We start from the raw sequence: 19,474 nt of genomic DNA, 5'->3' as shown, positions 1-19,474 counted from the left end.
ACGAAGATGAGCAGCACCCACAGAACTGCCGAGGGCACCGCCGCCCAGCCGTCCCGCCGCCGGATCCTGGGCGGGATCGCGACCACTGCCGTCGCGGTCGTCGGCTGGAATGCCGTGAGCCAGACCTGGGCGACGGCCGCCGAGGCGGCCGGGAACTCCGACGTCGTCCCGGTGCCGGGCCTGGTCGGCACCCTGGAGACGACGCCCGGTGTGGTCGACGCCTTCGCCAACGACTTCGGTCATCTCTTCGACGGCGCCCCGAGCAAGCCGTGGGCCGTGCTGCGGCCGGGCGGCGTGGACGACATCGTCAAGATCGTCAACTACGCCCGTGCCAACGGCATCAAGGTCGCCGTCAACGGTCAGGGCGGCACCGGCGACGACATCGAGTCGCACTCGGTGTACGGGCAGGCGCGTGTTCCGGGCGGTATCTCCATCGACGCCAAGGGCATGTCGAGGATCCTGTCGATCGGCAGCGACCACGCGGTGGTCGAAGCCGGTGTGACGTGGGGTCAGCTGACGGACGCGACGCTCGCGGTGGGCAAGACCCCGCCGGCGCTGCCGGACTACCTGTACATCTCGGTCGGCGGGACGATCAGCATCGGCGGTATCGGCGGCACGGTGCAGCGGTACGGCCTGCTGTGCGACACCGTGCAGTCCATCGACATCGTCACGGGTGACGGCAAGCTGGTCACCGCGACGGCGACGCAGCGCACGGAGCTGTTCAACGCGGCGCTGTCGGGCGGCGGCCAGGTCGGCATCATCGTGCGGGTCAAGGTCAAGCTGATCCCGGCGCCGAAGCGGGCCGTCATCTTCAGCCTGTACTACAACACGGTGGAGCAGTACCTGACCGACTCCGAGCGGGTGCTGGCCGACGGCCGGTTCGAGGTCCACGCGGGCGAGATGCAGCGGACCCCGGACAACTCGGGCTGGCGTTACAAGCTGGAGGTCGGGGCGACGTACAACACGACGCCGCCGAACCGGGCCCGGCTGCTGTGCGACCTGCAGGACGTGCGGGCGGAGGCGGTCATCGAGGACGTGACGTTCCGGGACTACATGTTCCGGCTCGACGCGTACGAGGCGTACCTGAAGGAGGGCGGCCACTGGTACACGCCCAAGCCGTGGCTGAGCATGTTCCTGCCGGCGTCGAAGACGAAGCAGTTCATGAAGCTCGTGGAGCAGGAGCTGGATGCGAACTCGCTGGGCGGCGGGTTCCTGCTCTTCTACCCGTTCTTCTCCTCGAAGATCAAGCGTCCGCTGGCGATGATGCCGAACGAGTCGGTGGTCTACCTCTTCGACCTGCTGCGGTTCCCCAACCCGGGTGAGCCCAACATCCAGGGAATGATCGACCAGAACCGCCGTCTGTACGACATCGCGGTGGGCCTGGGCGCGAAGCGCTATCTGGTGGGGTCGATCCCGATGTCGGGTGCCGACTGGAAGAAGCACTTCGGCAACCGGTGGACCGGTTTCGTGAACGCGAAGAACAAGTTCGACCCGAACAACATCTTCACTCCCGGGCAGGGCTTCTTCGCCTGACAGCGGGGGCCTGACCGGTCGTGGAGTCCCGGCGGCGGGGGCGGGGAGAGGGACCCCGCCCCCGCCGCCTCTTTTCTTTCCCGTATCCACTGGAGGGTTCGGTATGACGACGTACGACCTGATCGACGAGGCGGTGATCGACGCCCCGGCGGATGCCGTGTGGGAGGCGCTCGTCGCGGAGTTCCGCGGGGCCCGCAAGTGGTGGGTGCCGGCCAATACGTTCACGGCGGTGTCCGGTGCCCCCGACGAGGTCGGCGGCATGGTGGGCGTGACGGTGCACACCAAGGGCGCCGACAAGGGCGGGCTGAAGCTGCGCTTCACCTCGCGGACGGTGGCGGTGGAGCCGGGACGGCGCCTGGACATCGAGTACGTGGACGGGGTGTTCCGGGGTCCCAGCACGTTCCGTGTGGAGCCGCTGGCGGACGGCCGTACCCGTATCTCCATGCATTTCACCGGCAGCCCGCACGGCTGGCTGAAGGTGCTGGCCAAGGTCGCGGACCTGGGTGCGGAGCACTCCAGGGGCACGCTGGCAGCGTTCGAGTCCCTGGACCGGCAGCTGTCGGCGGTGCCGCGGTGAGCACGGCGGCGGCGGGGCTCACCCGTGAGCTGACGGTCCGCACCGACGACGGGGCCGCGCTGGAGGTGACGGTGCTGGCGCCGCTGGCGGGCACGCCGGCGGCCGCGGACGTGGTCCTGGTGCACGGCTGGGCGCACACCCGGCGGGTGTGGGGCACGGTCGCGGACCGGCTGATCCGGGCCGGGCACCGGGTGGTGCTGTACGACCAGCGCGGTCACGGCGCCTCGACGCTGGGCCGTACCCCGGTCTCGGTGGAGCGGCTGAGTGCGGACCTGGCGGCGGTCCTCGGTGAGACGGACGCGCGGGAGGCGGTGGTCGTCGGTCATTCGGGCGGCGGGTTCGCCGCCCTCGGCTACGCGGCGACCTCGCCGTCGGCGGGCCGGCTGCGCGGGCTGGTGCTGCTGGGCACGGCGGCGCACGGCCAGGACACCCCGGACAGCGAGGTGAAGATGATGGGCAGTGCCGTGTTCTCCAGGGCGCTCGGCCGTCCGTGGCTGGGCCGCAGGCTGCTGGGTTCCACCATGGGCAAGGAGGTGGACCCGGTGGTGCGGGACGTGAACCGGCAGCTGTTCGCGGCGGCCGCGCCCCGGGTGCGGGCGGAGTTCTTCCGGTGCACGCGGGGCTGGGACGTCCGCGAGGCGCTGCGGTCGGTCACGGTGCCGGCGGTGGTCCTGCACGGCGAGGGCGACAAGGTGATCGACATCGCGCTGGCCGAGGTCCTCGCGGAGGTGATCCCCGGTGCCCGCTTCGAACGGGTCCCGGACGCGGGCCACATGCTGCCGCTGGAGCGGCCGTTGCTGGCGGTGGCCGCGGCGATGGAGCTCGCCTCGCGATGATCGAGGAACTCCTGCCTCCGGGCGTCACGTCATCGGAAGCCTTCGACGACGCGGCGCCCGCTGTGCTGTTCCCTGCCGAGGCGGCTTTGATGGCGGGGCGCCGGGAGCGGCGGCGCCGGCAGTTCGCGACGGCGCGGGCCTGTGCGCGGCGCTGCCTGAGCGAGCTGGGGCGGCGGCCGGTGGCCCTGCTCCCGGGCCCGGGCGGGGCCCCGCAGTGGCCGTCCGGTGTGGTCGGCAGCATCACCCACTGCGAGGGGTACCGTGCGGCGGTGGCCGCCCCGGCCTCGTCGGTGGCGGCCCTGGGTATCGACGCGGAGCCGGCGGGGCCGCTGCCGCCGGGGGTCCTCGGGCTGATCGCCTGCGGTGCGGAGCGCGCCCATCTGGCGGGCCTTGCCGCAGCGGATGCCTCGCTGCCGTGGGAGCGGATCTTCTTCTCGGCGAAGGAGGCCGTGTACAAGGCCTGGTATCCGGCGACGGGGATCTGGCTGGGTTTCCGTGACGCCTCGGTGGCCCTCTCCCCCGCGGGCACGTTCACGGCCACCCTGCGCCCGCCGGTGCCGTCGCCGGTGGACCCGGTGTACGAGGGCCGCTGGCTGGCCGGGCGGGGCCTGGTCCTGACGGCGGTGACCCGTGTGGAACACGCGGGCGCCGTGCGGCCGGCCCCGGCCGGTCCTTGCGGTCCTGCTCTCGGGCCCGCGCCGGCCGGTACGGCGTAGGGTCGGCGGCGTACGCGGGATTGCCGAAGCCCTGGTCCGGGCACCGAGGAGACGTCGATGCGGGACCATGACCGGCGCCGCGCCGCGCGCCTGGCGGGTTACGGGGCCGTCAGCACCGGGCTCTCCCTGCTGAGCGACCACCGGCTCGGTGAGGCCGTGGCAGGTGCCACTGCGCTCGGGTCGGGCATCGGCGGCAGGTCGGCCGAGCTGGACGTCGACGGAACGCGTGTCTTCGTCAAGCGGATCCCTTTGACGGACATCGAACTGCGGCCGGAGAACGTGCGGTCGACGGCGAACGTCTTCCGGCTGCCGTTGTTCTACCAGTACGGGGTGGGCTCGGCGGGGTTCGGTGCCTGGCGGGAGCTCGCCGTGCACACGATGACCACGAACTGGGTACTCGGCGACGCGTACGCGGGATTTCCTCTGATGTACCACTGGCGGGTTCTGCCCGACTCCCCTCCCGAAGGATTCACCGACGCCTTCGGGGGCCTGGAGGGGGCTGTCGCGCACTGGGAGGGGTCGCCGGCCGTTCGTGGCCGGCTGGAGGCCATCGGCCGGTCCTCGTGCAGCCTGGTGGTCTTCCTGGAGCACGTGCCGTACACGCTCGCCGGATGGCTGGCCGAGCGGGAGAGCGCCGTGCGGGAGGGCGGGGAGGGCTCGCCCCTGCGCTGGGTGGAGGAAGCCCTGACGGGCGGGGCCGCCTTCATGAGTTCTCGCGGACTTGTCCACTTCGATGCTCACTTCGCCAACATCCTGACCGATGGCCGCCGGCTCTACTTCGCCGACTTCGGGCTTGCCCTGAGCGACTGTTTCGACCTTTCCGCGGAGGAGTCCGGGTTCCTCTCGGACCACCTGGCGTTCGACCGCTGCTACACCGCGAGCCACCTGCTGCGACACCACGTGCTCGACGGCGTGCGCGGTGAGACGGGTCGCGAGGTGTTCCTGCGCGACTGGACAGCGGGCCGGCGGCCCGGCGGCATCCCGCCCGAGGTCACGGATGTCATCGACCGGCACGCACGCTCCACCCTTGTCGTGGACTCCTTCTTCCGCCGTCTGCTCACCGAGAGCAGGCGGACGCCGTTCCCGGCCGCGGAGATCGAGCGGCAGGCGGGCGGCGTGCGGGACGCGGCAGGCGGCTGAGGTGGTCTCTCCCCCACAGTGTGACCGCTCGGGCCCTCCCCCGCGGCGGACTTGGCCGCCGCGCGGGGTCAGCCCCGGTCGGTGGGCAGGACGACGGTGCGGGCGGGTTGGGCGGTGCGGGGTGCGGTGGACGGGGTCGCGCCGTTGCGGAATTCCTGGGGGCTGATGCCCCGTACCCGTTTGAAGGCTGCCGACAGGGCGAAGGCCGAGCTGTAGCCGACGCGGCGGGCGACGGTGGTGACGGTGGCGTCCGGTTCGCGCAGCAGGTCGGCGGCGAGTGCCAGGCGCCAGCCGGTCAGGTAGGCGACCGGGGGTTCGCCGACGACGTCGGTGAAGCGGCGGGCCAGGGCGGCCCGGGAGACGCCGACCTTCAGGGCGAGTTCCCCGACGGTCCAGCCGTGGACCGGGTTTTCGTGGAGCAGGCGCAGGGCGGGGCCGACGACGGGGTCGCTCTGGGCGCGGTACCAGGCGGGGGCGCCGCTGCCGGGTGCTGCCAGCCAGGTGCGCAGGACTCCGATGAGCAGCAGGTCCAGGAGCCGGTCCAGGACGATCTCCTGGCCGGGTTCGTCCTTGGAGATCTCCGAGGTGAGCAGGGTGACCAGGGTGTTGTCGGCGGCTTCGGCGGGGCGGACCAGGAGGGTGGGCAGGGCGCTGAGCAGCCGGCGGCCGATTTCGCTGGGTGCCTGGTAGGTGCCGCTGAGCATGACCGAGGAGCCGGCGTCCTGGAAGGTGTCGCCCCAGGTGCGCACGCCCAGGGCCATGGTGTCGGTGACGTCCTCGCCCTCCTGGGTGCTGCAGCGCTGTTCGGGGCCGACGGTGATCTGGACGGGGGTGCCGGGGGCGTCGGCGACGGTGTAGGGGTCGGGGCCCCGTACGACGGCCACGTCTCCGGGGCGGATCAGGACGGGGTCGGCGTGGTCGGGGACGAGCCAGGCTGTGCCGTGCACCATGGTGACGACGGAGAGGGGGGCCCGGTCCTCGACGCGCAGTGACCAGGGCGGGTTGAAGACGGACTTGAGGAGGAAGGCCCCGCGGGCTTTGGGGCCTTCGAGGAGGCCGGTCAGCGTGTCCATGTCTTCATCCTCTCTCGGAGGGTGCAGCGAAGCGCCCGCTCTCCCGCGGGGGACGGAAAGAGAGCGGGCGCCGTTCGCGGGGTGGGGGGTGGCCCTTGGCCGGGCCGGGGAGGGCGGTTTTACGGGGTCGGTGCGGCCGAGGCGCGGCCGTGCAGGGTCAGTGCGCGGCCCAGGGCGGCCAGGGCGGCGGTGCAGGCGACGGTGCGGACGATGTTCCCGGAGGTCCAGCGGCCGCCGAAGCGGGAGCGGGCGGCGGCGGCGTCGGTGCCGGCCCGGGCGAGCTGGTTGTTGAGGGGGATGTTCACGATCGCGGTGACGGCGAGGGAGAGGCCGTACAGGGCGAAGGCGGCCCAGCCCCAGCGGGCGGCGTCGGGGCGGCCGCCGCGCTGCTGCTGGGTGGCGGCGACGCCGGTCGCCAGGAACGCGCCGAGGAAGAGGAGGCCGAAGAGGCCGTTGTCGATGGCGTCGTTGATGTTGCGCATGGCGGTGACGTAGGTCTGGTCGTCGCCGCGGCCGAGGCCGGGCATCACCGAGATGTCGAAGGCGAAGTAGAGGCCGGCCATCAGGCCGGTGCCCACCGTGGCGGCCACCAGGGTCACGGATTGTGTGGTCGTGCCGGTCACTTCAGGATTCCCTTCAGGGTGCGGGTGTAGCGGCGCTGCAGGAGCGTGGCACCGATCAGGCGGACCGGTGGCGGGATGGTGGCGGAGACGTGGGCGACCGACCGGCGGGGGGCTCCGTCGAACATCCACGGCTGGAGGCGGGTCATCACGCGCAGGGGGGCGCTGGCGACGACTTTGCGTTCCTCGGCGAGGTAGGCGCGTTCGCCGAGCCGTTCGAAGACGGGGAAGACGATGCGTTCCTCGTCGCGGAGGTGGTCGCGCAGGATGCCTTCGAAGGTCTGTGCCGCGCGGGGGAGGTTGTCGCCGCGGTGGGCGATGGCGGTGGACACGGCGGCCATGGCGGCGTCCAGTTCCTCGTGGTCGTCGTGGAGTTCACGGGCCTGGGCGTCGAAGTCGCTGTCGCGGCGGCGCAGTCCGGGCCACAGGACGTCGTCCTCGCTGGTGTGGTGCCATTCGATGGTTTCGCGCAGGTGCTGCCACCAGTCGGCTCCGGCGCCGTTCCATCGGGGGGCGGCGGTGCGCAGGCGGGCTGCGTCGCGTCGCATCGCGATGTGCATCAGGGCGAATCCGTGGAAGTACGGGGGGAGCGCTTCGAGTCCGTTTTCGCTGGAGTACGTCCGGGGCGTGGGCATGGGAACCTCCTGTGCCCCGAGTACCGGGCGGCGGCCGTACCAGAGTCGCCGCCCGGTCAAGGAGCGAAAGGGATGGTGCGGTTGGTGGAAGCGGGCCGGGCGCGGGTCAGACGTTCCAGACTCCGGTGGCCGCGGCCTCGCGGGCGAAGTCGGCGAAGTCCTTGGGCTTGCGGCCCAGGGCTTCTTCGACGCCGTGCACCAGGTGGGCGTTGCGGCCGTCGAGGATCATGGTGAAGAGGTCGGCGAACTCCTCGGGGAGGTTGTTCTCGCGCAGGACGGCGCGGTACTCCTCGTTGGTGACGGAGATGTACTTGATGTCGCGGCCGGTGGCCTTGGTCAGTTCGGCGGCGACGTCGCTGTAGCTGAGGAGGCGGGGGCCGGACAGTTCGTAGGTCTTGCCGATGTGCTTGTCGTCGGTCAGTGCGGCGACGACGACGTCGGCGATGTCGTCGGCGTCGACGAAGGCCTCGACGGCGTCGCCGGTGGGCAGGGCGATCTCGCCGGCCAGGACGGGCTCCAGGAAGAAGCTCTCGTTGAAGTTCTGGTTGAACCAGCTGGAGCGGACGATCGTCCAGTCGGCGCCGGAGGCCTTGAGGTTGTTCTCGCTGACCTCGGCCGCCTCCTCGCCGCGGCCGGAGAGGAGCACCAGGCGGCGTGCGCCGGCGGCGACGGCGGCCTTGGAGAATTCGGCGACCTGTTCGGCGGCGCCGGGGAAGGCGAGGTCGGGGTAGTAGGTCACGTATACCCGGTCGACGCCTTCCAGGGCGGGTGCCCAGGTGGCGGGCTCGTGCCAGTCGAAGGCGGGCTGCCCGGAGCGGGAGCCGATGCGGACCTGGCGGCCCTGGGCGGAAAGCTTCTCGGCGACACGTCGGCCGGTCTTGCCGTGACCGCCGATGACGAGGGTGATCTGCGTGTTCTGCGCGTTCTGAGTCATGAGTACAGTCAAGTCCAGTCTCGCGAGACGGGCCATAGCCACAAAGCTCAGTTCCATATGCGTGCGTCTACGAGTGGTGGCTCGGAGCGCGGCGGTGAGCTGGTGGCTTCGGCATGAGCTGGAGAATCGTAGGCATGCTCCCGGGGGGTGGGCCAGGGTGTCCCGAGTGGTCCTCGACCCTTCATGGACCCTTCTTCGAGGGGGTCTTGAGCGGCCCCCGAGAGGTGGTCCGCGGCGGGGGCTTGAGCGGTTCTCATGTGCGCCCCGGCAGCATCGTCGGTGGAGTTACGACCCCGCCGCTGGGAGGCCGCATGAATGCCATTCCGGATCATCCGGAGCTCGACCGGTTGTCCGCCGAACTGGCGGGTCTGTTCGGACGGATCGGGCTCGACCCGTCCGGCGGGCGGCCCTGGCGCCGGGACCGCATCGACGTCCGTTTCGCTTCCCTGGCCGCCCGTCATCCCGGCCGGGTCGCGGCCCGGGACGCGGAGGCGGAGGTGACCTATCTGGAACTGGAGTGGCTGGCCGACGACATCGCGCGGCGCCTGTCGGGGCGGGCGGGCCCGGGCTCGGCCGTGGCCGTCCGTGCGGAGCGTTCGTGCAGGACGGCGGGCGCGGTGGTCGGCGTGCTGCGGACGGGGGCGTCGGTGCTGCCGCTGGAGCCCGGGCACGGTGCGGGTCTGCAGGAGTTCCTGATGCGTGACGCGGGGGCCGAGGTGGTCGTCTCGGACGCGGGTCTGCTGCACGGGGAGATCCCGGTGGTCAAGGTGGGCCGGTTCGTCGTCGCGGTCCGGCCGCAGGTGGCGGGACGCCGTGAGGTGCCGGCGGGGACGGCGTTCTGGGCGCTGCCCGCGGGCGGTGACCCGGGGCGGGCGGTGGCGGTGCGTCCGGTGTCCCACAGGGAGGTGCTGTCGTGGGTGGACGGCTGTGTCCCGGTGCTGGGTGCGGGTCTGGACGACGTGTGGACGTTCTTCCACTCCCTGAGCCTGGACGTGGGCATGCGGGAGCTGTGGGGTCCGCTGCTGTCGGGGGGCCGTGCGGTGGTCGTGGACCGGGACACGGCGTGCGATGCGCGTGCTTTCGCCCGGCTGCTGGCGAAGGAGCGGGTGACGGTGGTGACGCAGCTGCCGTCGGCGTTCGCGCGGCTGGGCGCGGTGGTGCGCGGGGGCGGTCTGCCGTCGCTGCGGCACGTGCTGCTGTCGGACGAGCCGGTGGACGGTGCGGTGGTGGCGCGCTGGCGGTCCGCGGGGATCGCCCCGCAGGCGCTGACGTGGGACGTTTCGGGGTCGCCGTCGATGCTGTGAGCAGGCGGTACGGGCAGGCGTGAGGGCCCCGGACGGGTGATGTCCGGGGCCCTCGCGCTGTGCGTGTCCCCGCCCCGGGGGGGGCGGCGGGGCGGGGTCAGTAGTTGCCCAGTCCGCCGCACACGTTGAGGGCCTGGGCGGTGATGGAGGCGGCGAGGTCGGTGGTGAGGTAGCCGACGAGGCCGGCCACTTCCTGGGGGGTGGAGTAGCGGCCGAGGGGGATCTTGGATTCGAGCTGCTCCTGGACGTAGTCCTCGGTGGTGTCCCACACCTGTGCGTAGCCGCTGCGCACGCGGGCGGCCATGGGGGTCTCCACGTAGCCGGGGCAGACCGCGTTGACGGTGGTGCCGGTGGGGGCGAGTTCCTTGCCGAGGGCCTTGGTGAAGCCGACGACGGCGTGTTTGGAGGCCGAGTAGGGGGCGCCGAGGAGTACTCCCTGCTTGCCCGCGGTGGAGGCGATGTTGATGATGCGGCCCCAGGGTTCGGCGCCGAGTCCGCCGCGGTTGAGGACCTCGCGGGTGAGCAGGAAGACGCTGTTGAGGTTGGTGGCGATGACGTCGTGCCACAGTTCGTCGGTGATGCCGGCGGTGGCGCCGCCGCCGCTGCGGCCCGCGTTGTTGACCAGGATGCTGACGGGCGCGCCGTACGCGGCCACGGCCGCGGCAACGAGGTTCTCGACGGCGGTGCGGTCGGTCACGTCGGCGGCCGCGCCCTGGACGGTGAGTCCTTCGGCCTGGAGGTCGGTGACGGTCTCCTTGACCTTGGTCTCGGTGCGGGCGCAGAGGAACACCCGGTGTCCGCGGGCGCCCAGGTCGCGGGCGACGGCCAGTCCGATGCCGCCGGTGGCCCCGGTGACCAGGGCCACGGGCCGCTCGGGGGCCTTGTCCATCGCCTTCACCGTCATGCTCGTCCCTCCGTCGCCCGTCTCTGCTGGGTGCAGGATGGCGCAGGGAACTCGTGGCGCGGCGGAAGGGGGATGGAGGCCGGCTCAGGGGTGGCGGGCGGGCCGTCAGTGCCGCCAGCTGCCGGTGCGGTGGTGGCGGCCGGGGGGCGGGCGGTCCCAGCCGGCGGCGGTGGTGCGCGGCGGTGGCGGGGCGGGTGCGGCGCGGTGCAGGAGGAGGGCGGTCAGGACGGTGAGGACGGCGGCGGTCTCGTCCTGGTCGGGGTTCCCGCGGCGGATGCGCCAGGTGTGCGGCGCGTCCGGGGTGCCCGCCGCGGCGGGTGCGGCGGGGGTTTCCGGGGCGGTCATACGGGCGGGTTGCCGTGCTTGCGCGACGGCAGGTCGGCGTACTTGGGGCGGAGCATGGCGAGGGCGCCGGTGAGTACGGTGCGGGTCTCGCCGGGGTCGATGACGTCGTCGACGAGTCCGCGTTCGGCGGCGTAGTAGGGGTGCATGAGTTCGGTGGTGTATTCCTTGATCTTCTGTGCGCGCATCGCGTCGGGGTCGGCCGCGGCGGCGATCTCGCGGCGGAAGATGACGTTGGCCGCGCCTTCGGCGCCCATGACGGCGATCTCGTTGGTGGGCCAGGCCAGTGCGAGGTCGGCTCCGATGGAGCGGGAGTCCATGACGATGTACGCGCCGCCGTAGGCCTTGCGCAGGACGAGGGAGATCCGCGGGACGGTGGCGTTGCAGTAGGCGTAGAGGAGTTTGGCGCCGTGGCGGATGATGCCGCCGTGTTCCTGGTCCACGCCGGGCAGGAAGCCGGGGACGTCGACGAGGGTGACCAGGGGGATGTTGAAGGCGTCGCAGAACTGGACGAAGCGGGCTGCTTTTTCGCTGGCGTGGATGTCGAGGACGCCGGCGAGGCTGGCGGGCTGGTTGGCGACGAAGCCGGTGACGTGGCCGTCCATGCGGGCGAGGGCGCACACGACGTTGGTGGCCCAGGCGGGCTGGATCTCGAAGTGTTCGCCGTCGTCGACGACTTCCTCGATGACCTTGCGGATGTCGTAGGCCTGCTGGGGGTTGGCGGGGACGATGGCCGACAGGGCGTCGGTGCGGCGGCCGGCCGGGTCGCCGGTGTCCTCGCGGGGCGGGGTCTCGCGGTTGTTGGCGGGCAGCAGGGACAGGAGGTGGCGTACGTCCTCCAGGCAGGTGGGTTCGTCCTCGTAGGCGAAGGCGGCGACTCCGGAGACGGCGGCGTGGACGTCGGCGCCGCCGAGGCCGTTCTGGGTGATCTCCTCGCCGGTGACGGCGCGGACCACGTCGGGGCCGGTGATGAACATCTGTGAGGTGTTGCGGACCATGAACACGAAGTCGGTCAGGGCGGGTGAGTAGGCGGCGCCGCCGGCGCAGGGGCCGAGCATCACGCTGATCTGCGGGATGACGCCCGAGGCGCGGGTGTTGCGCTGGAAGATGCCGCCGTAGCCGGCCAGGGCCGAGACGCCTTCCTGGATGCGGGCGCCGGCGCCGTCGTTGAGGGAGACCAGGGGTGCGCCGGCGGCGAGGGCCAGGTCCATCACCTTGTGGATCTTTTCGGCGTGGGCCTCGCCGAGGGCGCCGCCGAAGATGCGGAAGTCGTGGGCGAAGACGAAGACGGTGCGGCCGTCCACGGTTCCCCAGCCGGTGACCACGCCGTCGGTGTAGGGCTTCTTGGTCTCCAGGCCGAAGCCGGTGGCGCGGTGCCGTCTGAGGGCCTCGATCTCGTGGAAGGAGCCCTCGTCGAGCAGCAGGCCGATCCGTTCGCGGGCGGTCAGTTTGCCTTTGGCGTGCTGGCGTTCGGTGGCCCGTTCGTCGGGGCCGGCTGCGGCGCCGGCCTTGATGGCGGCCAGTTCCGCGGCGCGGTCGGGGGCCTGCAGGGGTGGCGCTTGGCTGATGCTCATGTGGCTCCTCCAGGTCTGAAGATGGCGGGTCTCAGGTCGCCCGGTGCAGCGTGAGGTGGCCGCGGCGGCGGACCGGTCGTGCGCGGTACGGGGACGGCGCGCCGGAGCCTCCCGGCCCGGCCCGGCCGGCCGGGCCGAGGGGGGTGGTGGCGGCTCCCGCGGCGGCGAGTGCGCCGCGGGCGGGGTGGGCGGGGTGGGCGGCGGCGCCCCGCTCCTCCTGCAGGACCTCTGCGAGGGCCTGCCGGAAGCGGTCGATGTCCTGTGCGGTGTTGTCGTGGTGGAGGGATGCGCGCAGTGCGGGGGCCGTGACGCGGCCGGCCGGGTGCAGGGGGGTTTCGTGTGCGACGGTCTTGGCCAGGACGACTCCGCGGCGGGCCAGGCCCCGGCGGATGGCCGCGGCGGGGATCTGGGCGTGCCGGAAGGCGAGGATGGCGGCCTGCTCCTGTCCGCCGGCGAGGAGTTCCATGCCGGGGGTGTGCCGGACGGCGGCGCGCAGGAGGGGCAGGAGGTCCTCGTGCGGGGGGCGGGCGGTGGCGGTGTGGTGGGCGAGGGCGGCGTCCAGGGCGGCGACGGCGGCCGGCTCGGGGGCGGCCGCCCGGTACGGGGCAGCGTCCGGGGCCAGGTGCGGGGTGGGGGCGATGTAGGCGAATCCGGTGTTGTGGGGGCCGCGCAGGAACCGCCAGCCGTCGGCGGTGAGCAGGTGGCAGCCGATGCGGGCGGCGTCGACGGGGAGCCGGCCGGCGGAGTGGGAGGCGTCGACGGTGTAGCGGGCGCGGTGGGGGGCGAGGAGGCGGCCGATGTCGTGGACGGGGTTGACGGTTCCGCAGGCCGGGGAGAGGTGGACGGCGGAGACGAGGGCGACGTCCTCGTCGAGGTGGGTGCGCATCCAGTCCAGGTCGAGGTCCCCGTCGGGGCGCAGCGGGACGACCTCCAGGCGGCAGCGGGTGCGGTCGCGCAGGGCGTGCAGGGCGGTCAGGTTGGCCACGCCCTCGTGGGGGGTGGTCCAGATCCGGTCGCCCGGGCCGGGGGTGATGCCGTGGAGGTAGGCCTCGAAGGCCTGCGCCGCTCCGGTCGCCAGGATGGTGTCGGCGGCGGGTACGGACAGCAGGGCGCCGAGGCGTTCGTGGATGCGGGTGTGCAGGACGTCGCCGAGGCTCTCCTGCAGTGCGGCGGTCCCGAGGCGGTCGTCGAGGGCCGTGCAGCGGGCGAGGACGGTGCGTACGGCGTCCGGCATCCGGCCGGTTCCCGCGGTGTCCAGGTGGGCCGTTCGTTCCCCGTGGTGCGTCGGCGCGTTCATTTCAGGGGCCTCCCCCCGCTGTCGGGGCCGCGGGATGTGCACGGCCCTCATGTACCAGGCATTGCCAATGGACTTGGCAATACATTGCCCAGCGGCCGGCAGTTTTGGCAACGCCGGATTGCGGCGGCTCCGGCGAAACTCGAGTTCCAGATCCCTTGGCAACGCGTGGCAATGTCTTGCCAGGCTCTTTCCGAGTCAATTCCTTTGCAGGTCATGGGGGTTCTGATGGGGTTCTCCAGTTCGTCTCGAGTGATTGACGAGCGAATCCCGAGCGGGTGCGGCCAAGCTTCTTGGCAGAAGAGTTGCCAGGAAAGAACAAACAGTTGCCACGGAGGAGTCACCATGAAGAACCTCGCCCGCCTCGTCGCCACCGCCGCTCTCGCCACCGCCGCCGTGCTCACCGCGGGCGGCGCGGCCCAGGCCGACGGCGGGCCCATCGACTGGCCCGTCGCGCCGTCCTCGGCCAGCGCCCCGGGATCCGCCCCGGCCCCGGCCCGCATCGACTGGCCGTAACCGAAGACGGCTCGAAGTTGGGTGGAGGAAAGAGATGGAGAACATCCACCGCGGCTAGCGTGCGCGGCACGGGGGCAGTTCCTCCGCCACCGGTGGCAGAAATGTGCCGGGGGAGCTTGAGGAGTACGGAGGGGAGACCGTGAGGATTCAGGTTCTGGGTCCGTTGAGTGCCGAGGTCAACGGGGGATCCATTGTTCCGACCGCGGGAAAGCCGAGACAGGTGCTTTCCCTTCTCGCGCTGTATCCCGGACGCGTGATACCCGTTCCCACGCTCATGGAAGAGATCTGGGGGACCCAGCCGCCGCAGAGCGCGCTGACCACCCTGCAGACGTACATACTCCAGCTGCGCCGCCGGCTGGGCACGGCGATGGGCCCCGGAGCCCCGGGCGGCGCCAAGGACGTACTGGCCACCCGGCACGGCGGGTACCTGCTCCAGGTGCCCGAGGAGAGCGTCGACGTGCACGACTACGAACGCCTCGCCCGCGAGGGCCAGAGCGCCTTCGAGTCGGGTGACGACCGGGTGTCCGCCGACCGCCTGCGGGCGGCGCTGGACCTGTGGCGGGGGCCGGCGCTGGTCGACGTTCGGGTCGGGCCGATCCTCGACATCGAGGTGCTGCGCCTGGAGGAGAGCCGCCTGGTCACCGTGGAGCGGCGCATCGACGCCGACCTGCGGCTGGGCCGGCACGCCGAACTGATTGCCGAATTAACGGACCTGACGGCACGTCATCCCCAGCACGAGGGGCTGCACTCGCAGGTCATGGTCGCCCTGTACCGGTCGGGCCGCCAGGCCACGGCCCTGGACGTGTACCGCCGGCTGCGCGGCCGCCTGATCGAGGACCTGGGCGTGGAGCCGTCACCGCAGCTGCAGCGCCTGCACCAGGCCATGCTGGCCGTCGACCCGCAGCTCGATGTGCTCGCCGGACCGCGGCACACCTCGACGTTCGACCTGTTCGCCGCCTGAGGGCGGCTTCGCCGTCACCGGCCGGGGGCGGTCAGGGGCGCAGCAGGTGCGCCTCGCCGACCAGGTAGCGGTCCTGGACGAGGTGGGTGGCCGCACTCCACTCCCCCGCCGCCGGTGCCCCCTGCGCCGCCCCGGGGCCGAGCGCCCGGGCGCGGGCCTCCTGCAGGGTCCACAGCCGCAGCAGCCGCTCCCGGCGTCCGTCCTCGGGGAGCGCGTCGAGGACGGACCGTTCCTGCGGGGTCCACGGCCGGGCGGGCGGCGCCAGGGTGCGGACGTCGCGGTCGGCGGGCTCCGCGTGCACGCCGAGCGGCCCGGTGCGGCTGACGCCGACCACGATCAGCTCGCCGCAGTGCGCCAGCGCGATCTCCACCCCGGCACGGGGCGCCCGCACTGCGGGGCGGCCGTCCGCACCGTGGTCCAGTTCCACCGTGTGGACGGGCACCTCCAGGGCGGTGGCCGCGGCGTACGTCATGACGAAGCGCGAGACGGCGAGCCGCAGCCGCCCGGCCGCGGCCGGTGTCTGCCGGAACCGCGGCCAGTCGTCGCCGAGCAGCGGGCGCAGGGCCGGGTCGAGGAGCACGGCGGCCAGCCACTGGCCCCAGGTGGTGCAGACGAGCGCGTGGCCCGTGTCCTCGATCCGGTCCCCCGCCTCGTCCCAGGGGCCCTCCGGGCCCTGGAGGTACAGCGGCGCTCCGAAAGCCCCGTCCGGCCCGTCCGCCGGGTGGGCCGGGTGGGCCGGGTGGGCCGGGTGGGCCGGGTGGGCCGGGTGGGCCGGGTGGGTGTGCCGGGTGGGTGCCATCGGCGGTCGCCTTCCGTTGGTCATCGCAGCCGGCGCACGGCGGTCCGTGCCTGCCAGCCGGCCAGGCGCAGGGTCTCGGCGGCGGCCTGCCCCAGCCAGGTCCGGACGTGCCGGCGGGCCTCGGCGAGGCCGGCGTCGTCGCCCGGGCCCGCTCCGGTGGCGTCCTCGCGGAGCATCACCTGCTGGGCGCAGACGACCCGTACGCCGTTCCCTTCGGGGACCAGGGACCATTCGCCGGTGTGTGCGGCGAGGGGCTCGGGCGTCCGCAGTTCCTTGAAGACGATCCGTGCGGCCGAGGGGAAGCACAGGCGCACCACGCGGGTGGAGCGGGTGCGGCCGTCGGGGGTGGCGCAGGTGTCCAGGGCGGCCAGCTGCACGCCGGGGACGTCCTCGCTCACCTCGGCCGACTCCACGTGCGGGAGGCGCTCGGGCCAGTCCTGGATGCGGTGGAGGAAGTCGTAGACCAGCTCGGCGGGGCCGTCGATGTGCGCGCTGTCCGCGAAGGACAGCAGCAGCCGGTCCAGGTGTTCCCAGCGTTCGGCGACCGCCGTGAGGTGGGCGAGCTGCAGGTCCGGTTCGCTCTCCCACTCCCGGCGGCTGTGTGCGGTGGCGGCGGCGGGCGCGGCGTCCAGGGTGCGGTGGCGGCGCAGTGTCACCAGGGAGTGTGCGGTGCCCCTCTCCTGGACCGTCCAGGTGCCGGTGGTGGGGGCGCCGGGGCGGGCGGTGTCCTCCTGCTCGAACTCGACGGTCCGTGCGTGCGGGTGCAGCACGCGGTGCAGGTGGTGGGAGCGGATCCGGTCGCCGTCCACGTCCCACAGGCGCAGCCGTTCGCGGACGCCGTCGAAGTCGATGCGCTCGACGTGGACGGGTGCGGGCAGCAGGAGGGGCCAGCGCGCGGCGTCGGCGAGCAGTCCGTGGACCACGCCGGCGGGGGCGGCGATCCGCGCCGTCCGCTCGATGGTGTGCACGCGCTGCGCGGGCATGGCGGGCACCTCCCCTGATCGTGTGCGGCGGGTGCGCCCAGCCTGCCGCAGGGGACTCGAGGCTTCCTCAACCCCGGGCGGGCGGGGCCGCCGTGGCGGGCGGGCCGGTGCGGCCGGTCTGGGTCAGTGCGTCGGCCAGCACCCGCCAGATCTCGGCGGCGAGGTCGATGTTGGCGTCCTCCTGGGCCTGCTGGGCCAGGGCGCGCAGGCCCGGGACGCCGGCCGGGTCGCCGTCGAGGATCATCAGCTGGTGGCGCAGGATCTCCTGCCGGACCTGGCCGCGGTAGGTCATCCTGGGCCGGTCGGCGGCCAGTTCGCCGAGCAGGGCGCGCGCGTCGTCGTAACGGCCGGTGGCGAAGGCGAGGTCGGCCTTGAGGGCGGTCAGGTCCTGCCGCAGGGCGGGGGTGCCGACCAGGGCGAGGGCGGCTTCGGCCTCCTGGGCGCGGTGCTGTGCCCGGGCGGGGTCGGCGGGCATCTTCTGCAGGTGCAGGCGGCCGGCGGCCAGGCGCAGCCGGATCCACAGGATCAGGTCCTCCTGGCTGCTGAACCGGTCGAGGGCGTCGTCCAGGCAGGCCTGCGCGCCGAAGTAGTCGCCCTGGTGCATGCGGATGGCGGCGGCGGTCCACATGGCCTCGGCCCACAGGGCGTCGGAGCGGCCCTCGACGAGGGCGGTCAGTTCGTCGGCGTGGAGGCGGGCCTCCCCGGTGCGGCCCGCCTCGGCCTGTACGGAGACCAGCGCCAGCAGGGCGGCGGCCCGGTCCTCGACGCCGAGTTCCTCGTGCAGGGCGATGCGGTGGGCCTCGACGGCCGCGTCCACGGCCGGGGTGATCTCGCCGACGGAGCGCAGGCAGCGGGCGAGGCGGGTCAGGCCGCGTACGCGCAGTTCGCTGACGCCCACGTCGTCGCCGAGTGCGACGAGCTGGGTCAGGCGCTCGCGTTCGGTGGTGTGGTCGCCCTGGACGCGGGCGGCGCCGGCGAGGAGCCACAGCGCCTGCCAGCGCAGGACCGGGCTCTCGTGGCCCTCGGCGGCCAGGGCCTGGCGCAGGGCCACGACGGCGTCGGGGGCGCCGGTGGACGCGGCGAGGGTGAGGGCGTGGGCCAGGGAGCCGGTCGCCGGCTCCTCGAAGTCGGCTGCCTGCAGGCCGAGGCGGCCGGCCAGGTAGCCCACGGCGCGGTCGGTGGGCTGGCGGGCCCCGGACTCCAGGCGGGAGAGGTAGCCGGTGGACATGCCCTCGCCCGCCAGCGCCGTCTGCGACAGGCCCTGGGCCAGCCGGAGCTTCCTGAGGCGGTGTCCGAACGCGGGCTGTCGCAGCATGGGCATCCTTGGGGTCGCGGGCAAGGAATCTGTCGGGAACCGGCACCGAGCGTAGGGTCCGCGGCAACGGCCGGGCAAACCTTTGCCACCGTTTCCGGGCCCGTCTCATGCGGTCCTCGAGCGGTCCTCGACCCCGCCGAGGCAGACTCTCCAGAATCCGGCCGTCGCACCGGCCGGCGCCCTGTTCCTCCCGTATGCAGCGCCTTGGAGTCGACGATGAGGCCATCGGTCGCCGGTACGGCCCAGGACGACCAGCCGGACGACGACATCGGCTGGCCGAACCACTGACCCGCCCACCGGGCCACCCCGGATCAAGCCCCCGCCGGCACGTGAGGCGCAGGGCGCAGGACGCCGGCCCGCACCGGTTTCAGCCCCGCCGGCGTTTGATGTGCGGGGTCCGGGGCGGCGCCCCGGCAGCGGCGGTGCACGTGGACGCGGCGGTGCTCACCGCCGCGTCGTGCGGGCTGCGGGGTGCGGGGCGGCACGCTCAGCGGCCGTGCGGCCGTGCGGCCGGGGGGTGCGGCCGGGGGCGGTGCGCGGTCAGACGGCGTACCGGTCGAACGTCGACCCCCGCTTCGGCCCGGCCTGCACGTCCAGCGCCGGATCCACCGTCAGCATGGCCTGGTGCAGGCGCTGCAGCTGCGGTGACGGCTCCACGCCCAGGTCCTCGATCAGGCGTCCGCGCAGCCGGCGGTACACGTCCAGGGCGGTGGCCTGGCGGCCCGACCGGTACAGGGCGAGCATCGCCTGCGCGTGCAGTCCCTCGTGCTGGGGGTGGCGGGCGATCAGTTCCGTGAGTTCGGCCAGCAGTTCCGTGTGCCGGCCCAGCCGCAGGTCGGCGTCGATGCGCCGCTCCACGGTGCCGAGCCGGCTCTCCTCCAGGCGCAGGATCTCGATCTCCAGGATCGGTCCGGCCCGTACGTCGACCAGTGCGGGTCCCTGCCACAGCGCGAGCGCCGCCCGCAGCAGGGCTGCCGCGCTTTCGTCGTCGCCCTGCTCGAAGACGCTGTGGCCCCGGGCGACGAGGCTCTCGTACGCGTGGACGTCCACGGACTCGGGGGGTATCTGCAGCAGGTAGCCGCCGTGCCGGGTGACGAGCACGTCCTTGGCGCCGTCGGGTCCGCCCGGTCCCATGGCGGTGCCGAGCCGTCGGCGCAGCTGGAGGATGTAGGTCTGCAGGGTGGTCAGCGCGCTCTGCGGCAGGGCGGTTCCCCAGATCTCCTCCATGAGGGTGGGCACGGGCATCACCCGCCCCGGGTACAGGGCGAGGAGCGCGAGGATCTGCCGGGGCTTGCGGGCGGTCGGAACGATGGATCCCCCGTTGACCTCGGCGCTCAGCGGGCCCAGAACCTGAATCTCCACGTTCTCTTCCCCAAGTCGTCGGGTGCGGGGGCACGGTGGTCCCGCTGCTGCGGGGC

20 protein-coding genes are annotated in these 19,474 nt (G+C 73.0%); 8 read left to right on the top strand and 12 right to left on the bottom strand.

Annotated elements, in window-relative coordinates:
• The first annotated feature begins 6 nt into the window (after positions 1 to 6).
• The 5 genes from OG444_RS39245 (at position 7) to OG444_RS39225 (ending at position 4,802) form a co-directional block, all read left to right on the top strand.
• Positions 7 to 1,533 (top strand): FAD-binding protein, encoded by a 1,527-nt coding sequence (locus tag OG444_RS39245; RefSeq protein WP_327260155.1) that lies wholly within the window; start codon positions 7 to 9, stop codon positions 1,531 to 1,533.
• Positions 1,534 to 1,636: 103 nt separating this feature from the next.
• Positions 1,637 to 2,110, top strand: a complete 474-nt coding sequence (locus OG444_RS39240) for an SRPBCC family protein (RefSeq protein WP_327260156.1) — start codon at positions 1,637 to 1,639, stop codon at positions 2,108 to 2,110.
• Positions 2,107 to 2,946 (top strand): alpha/beta fold hydrolase, encoded by an 840-nt coding sequence (locus tag OG444_RS39235; RefSeq protein WP_327260157.1) that lies wholly within the window; start codon positions 2,107 to 2,109, stop codon positions 2,944 to 2,946. Before OG444_RS39240 ends, OG444_RS39235 begins: the two co-directional genes overlap by 4 nt.
• Positions 2,943 to 3,662, top strand: a complete 720-nt coding sequence (locus tag OG444_RS39230) for a 4'-phosphopantetheinyl transferase family protein (protein ID WP_327260158.1) — start codon at positions 2,943 to 2,945, stop codon at positions 3,660 to 3,662. Before OG444_RS39235 ends, OG444_RS39230 begins: the two co-directional genes overlap by 4 nt.
• A gap of 57 nt (positions 3,663 to 3,719) precedes the next feature.
• Positions 3,720 to 4,802: a protein kinase family protein gene (locus OG444_RS39225; RefSeq protein ID WP_327260159.1), complete on the top strand. Its 1,083-nt coding sequence runs from the start codon at positions 3,720 to 3,722 to the stop codon at positions 4,800 to 4,802.
• Between the two features lie 68 nt (positions 4,803 to 4,870).
• Here OG444_RS39225 and OG444_RS39220 read toward each other — a convergent pair whose 3' ends face one another.
• From OG444_RS39220 to OG444_RS39205, 4 genes are all read right to left on the bottom strand, one after another.
• Positions 4,871 to 5,875, bottom strand: a complete 1,005-nt coding sequence (locus OG444_RS39220) for an AraC family transcriptional regulator (RefSeq protein ID WP_327260160.1) — start codon at positions 5,873 to 5,875, stop codon at positions 4,871 to 4,873.
• Positions 5,876 to 5,994: 119 nt separating this feature from the next.
• Positions 5,995 to 6,498 (bottom strand): anthrone oxygenase family protein, encoded by a 504-nt coding sequence (locus OG444_RS39215; RefSeq protein ID WP_327260161.1) that lies wholly within the window; start codon positions 6,496 to 6,498, stop codon positions 5,995 to 5,997.
• Complete coding sequence (locus tag OG444_RS39210) at positions 6,495 to 7,130, bottom strand: hemerythrin domain-containing protein (protein WP_327260162.1); 636 nt, start codon at positions 7,128 to 7,130, stop codon at positions 6,495 to 6,497. Before OG444_RS39210 ends, OG444_RS39215 begins: the two co-directional genes overlap by 4 nt.
• 106 nt (positions 7,131 to 7,236) lie before the next feature.
• A complete protein-coding gene (locus tag OG444_RS39205; RefSeq protein WP_327260163.1) occupies positions 7,237 to 8,064 on the bottom strand; it encodes an NAD(P)H-binding protein in 828 nt (275 codons plus the stop codon).
• Between the two features lie 311 nt (positions 8,065 to 8,375).
• Between OG444_RS39205 and OG444_RS39200 the strand changes: the two genes are divergently transcribed.
• Complete coding sequence (locus OG444_RS39200) at positions 8,376 to 9,368, top strand: AMP-binding protein (RefSeq protein WP_327260164.1); 993 nt, start codon at positions 8,376 to 8,378, stop codon at positions 9,366 to 9,368.
• 97 nt (positions 9,369 to 9,465) lie between these two features.
• Here the strand turns inward: OG444_RS39200 and OG444_RS39195 are convergent, their stop codons facing one another.
• The 4 genes from OG444_RS39195 to OG444_RS39180 all read right to left on the bottom strand — a co-directional run bounded on the left by OG444_RS39195 (position 9,466) and on the right by OG444_RS39180 (position 13,485).
• Positions 9,466 to 10,272, bottom strand: a complete 807-nt coding sequence (locus OG444_RS39195) for an SDR family NAD(P)-dependent oxidoreductase (RefSeq protein ID WP_327260165.1) — start codon at positions 10,270 to 10,272, stop codon at positions 9,466 to 9,468.
• A 105-nt stretch (positions 10,273 to 10,377) separates the two neighbouring features.
• A complete protein-coding gene (locus tag OG444_RS39190; RefSeq protein WP_327260166.1) occupies positions 10,378 to 10,617 on the bottom strand; it encodes an acyl-CoA carboxylase epsilon subunit in 240 nt (79 codons plus the stop codon).
• On the bottom strand, positions 10,614 to 12,188 hold the full coding sequence (locus OG444_RS39185) for an acyl-CoA carboxylase subunit beta (protein WP_327260167.1): 1,575 nt from the start codon (positions 12,186 to 12,188) through the stop codon (positions 10,614 to 10,616). The genes OG444_RS39190 and OG444_RS39185 overlap by 4 nt, the downstream gene beginning before the upstream one ends.
• Positions 12,189 to 12,219: 31 nt before the next feature.
• Positions 12,220 to 13,485: an aminotransferase class V-fold PLP-dependent enzyme gene (locus OG444_RS39180; RefSeq protein ID WP_327260168.1), complete on the bottom strand. Its 1,266-nt coding sequence runs from the start codon at positions 13,483 to 13,485 to the stop codon at positions 12,220 to 12,222.
• 342 nt (positions 13,486 to 13,827) lie between these two features.
• On the opposite strand from OG444_RS39180, the gene OG444_RS39175 reads away from it, so the two are divergent.
• Positions 13,828 to 13,998, top strand: coding sequence for a hypothetical protein (locus OG444_RS39175; protein WP_327260169.1), 171 nt, complete (start codon positions 13,828 to 13,830; stop codon positions 13,996 to 13,998).
• 139 nt (positions 13,999 to 14,137) lie between these two features.
• Positions 14,138 to 14,959 carry an AfsR/SARP family transcriptional regulator gene (locus tag OG444_RS39170; protein WP_327260170.1) on the top strand — a complete coding sequence of 274 codons (822 nt, stop codon included), beginning with the start codon at positions 14,138 to 14,140 and terminating at the stop codon, positions 14,957 to 14,959.
• A gap of 31 nt (positions 14,960 to 14,990) precedes the next feature.
• Here the strand turns inward: OG444_RS39170 and OG444_RS39165 are convergent, their stop codons facing one another.
• The 4 genes from OG444_RS39165 to OG444_RS39150 all read right to left on the bottom strand — a co-directional run bounded on the left by OG444_RS39165 (position 14,991) and on the right by OG444_RS39150 (position 19,418).
• Entirely contained in the window at positions 14,991 to 15,758 is a 768-nt protein-coding gene (locus OG444_RS39165; RefSeq protein ID WP_327260171.1) for a 4'-phosphopantetheinyl transferase family protein, read from the bottom strand.
• Positions 15,759 to 15,778: 20 nt separating this feature from the next.
• Positions 15,779 to 16,741, bottom strand: coding sequence for an SRPBCC family protein (locus tag OG444_RS39160; protein WP_327260172.1), 963 nt, complete (start codon positions 16,739 to 16,741; stop codon positions 15,779 to 15,781).
• Positions 16,742 to 16,808: 67 nt separating this feature from the next.
• Positions 16,809 to 18,056 (bottom strand): helix-turn-helix transcriptional regulator, encoded by a 1,248-nt coding sequence (locus OG444_RS39155; RefSeq protein ID WP_327260173.1) that lies wholly within the window; start codon positions 18,054 to 18,056, stop codon positions 16,809 to 16,811.
• A gap of 540 nt (positions 18,057 to 18,596) precedes the next feature.
• Entirely contained in the window at positions 18,597 to 19,418 is an 822-nt protein-coding gene (locus tag OG444_RS39150; protein WP_327260174.1) for an AfsR/SARP family transcriptional regulator, read from the bottom strand.
• Positions 19,419 to 19,474 lie beyond the last annotated feature (56 nt).

It is taken from the genome of Streptomyces sp. NBC_01232, assembly GCF_035989885.1.
Lineage (GTDB): Bacteria > Actinomycetota > Actinomycetes > Streptomycetales > Streptomycetaceae > Streptomyces.
The sequence above is the reverse complement of the archived record's forward strand: the minus strand, read 5'-3'. Positions and strand labels throughout refer to the sequence as shown.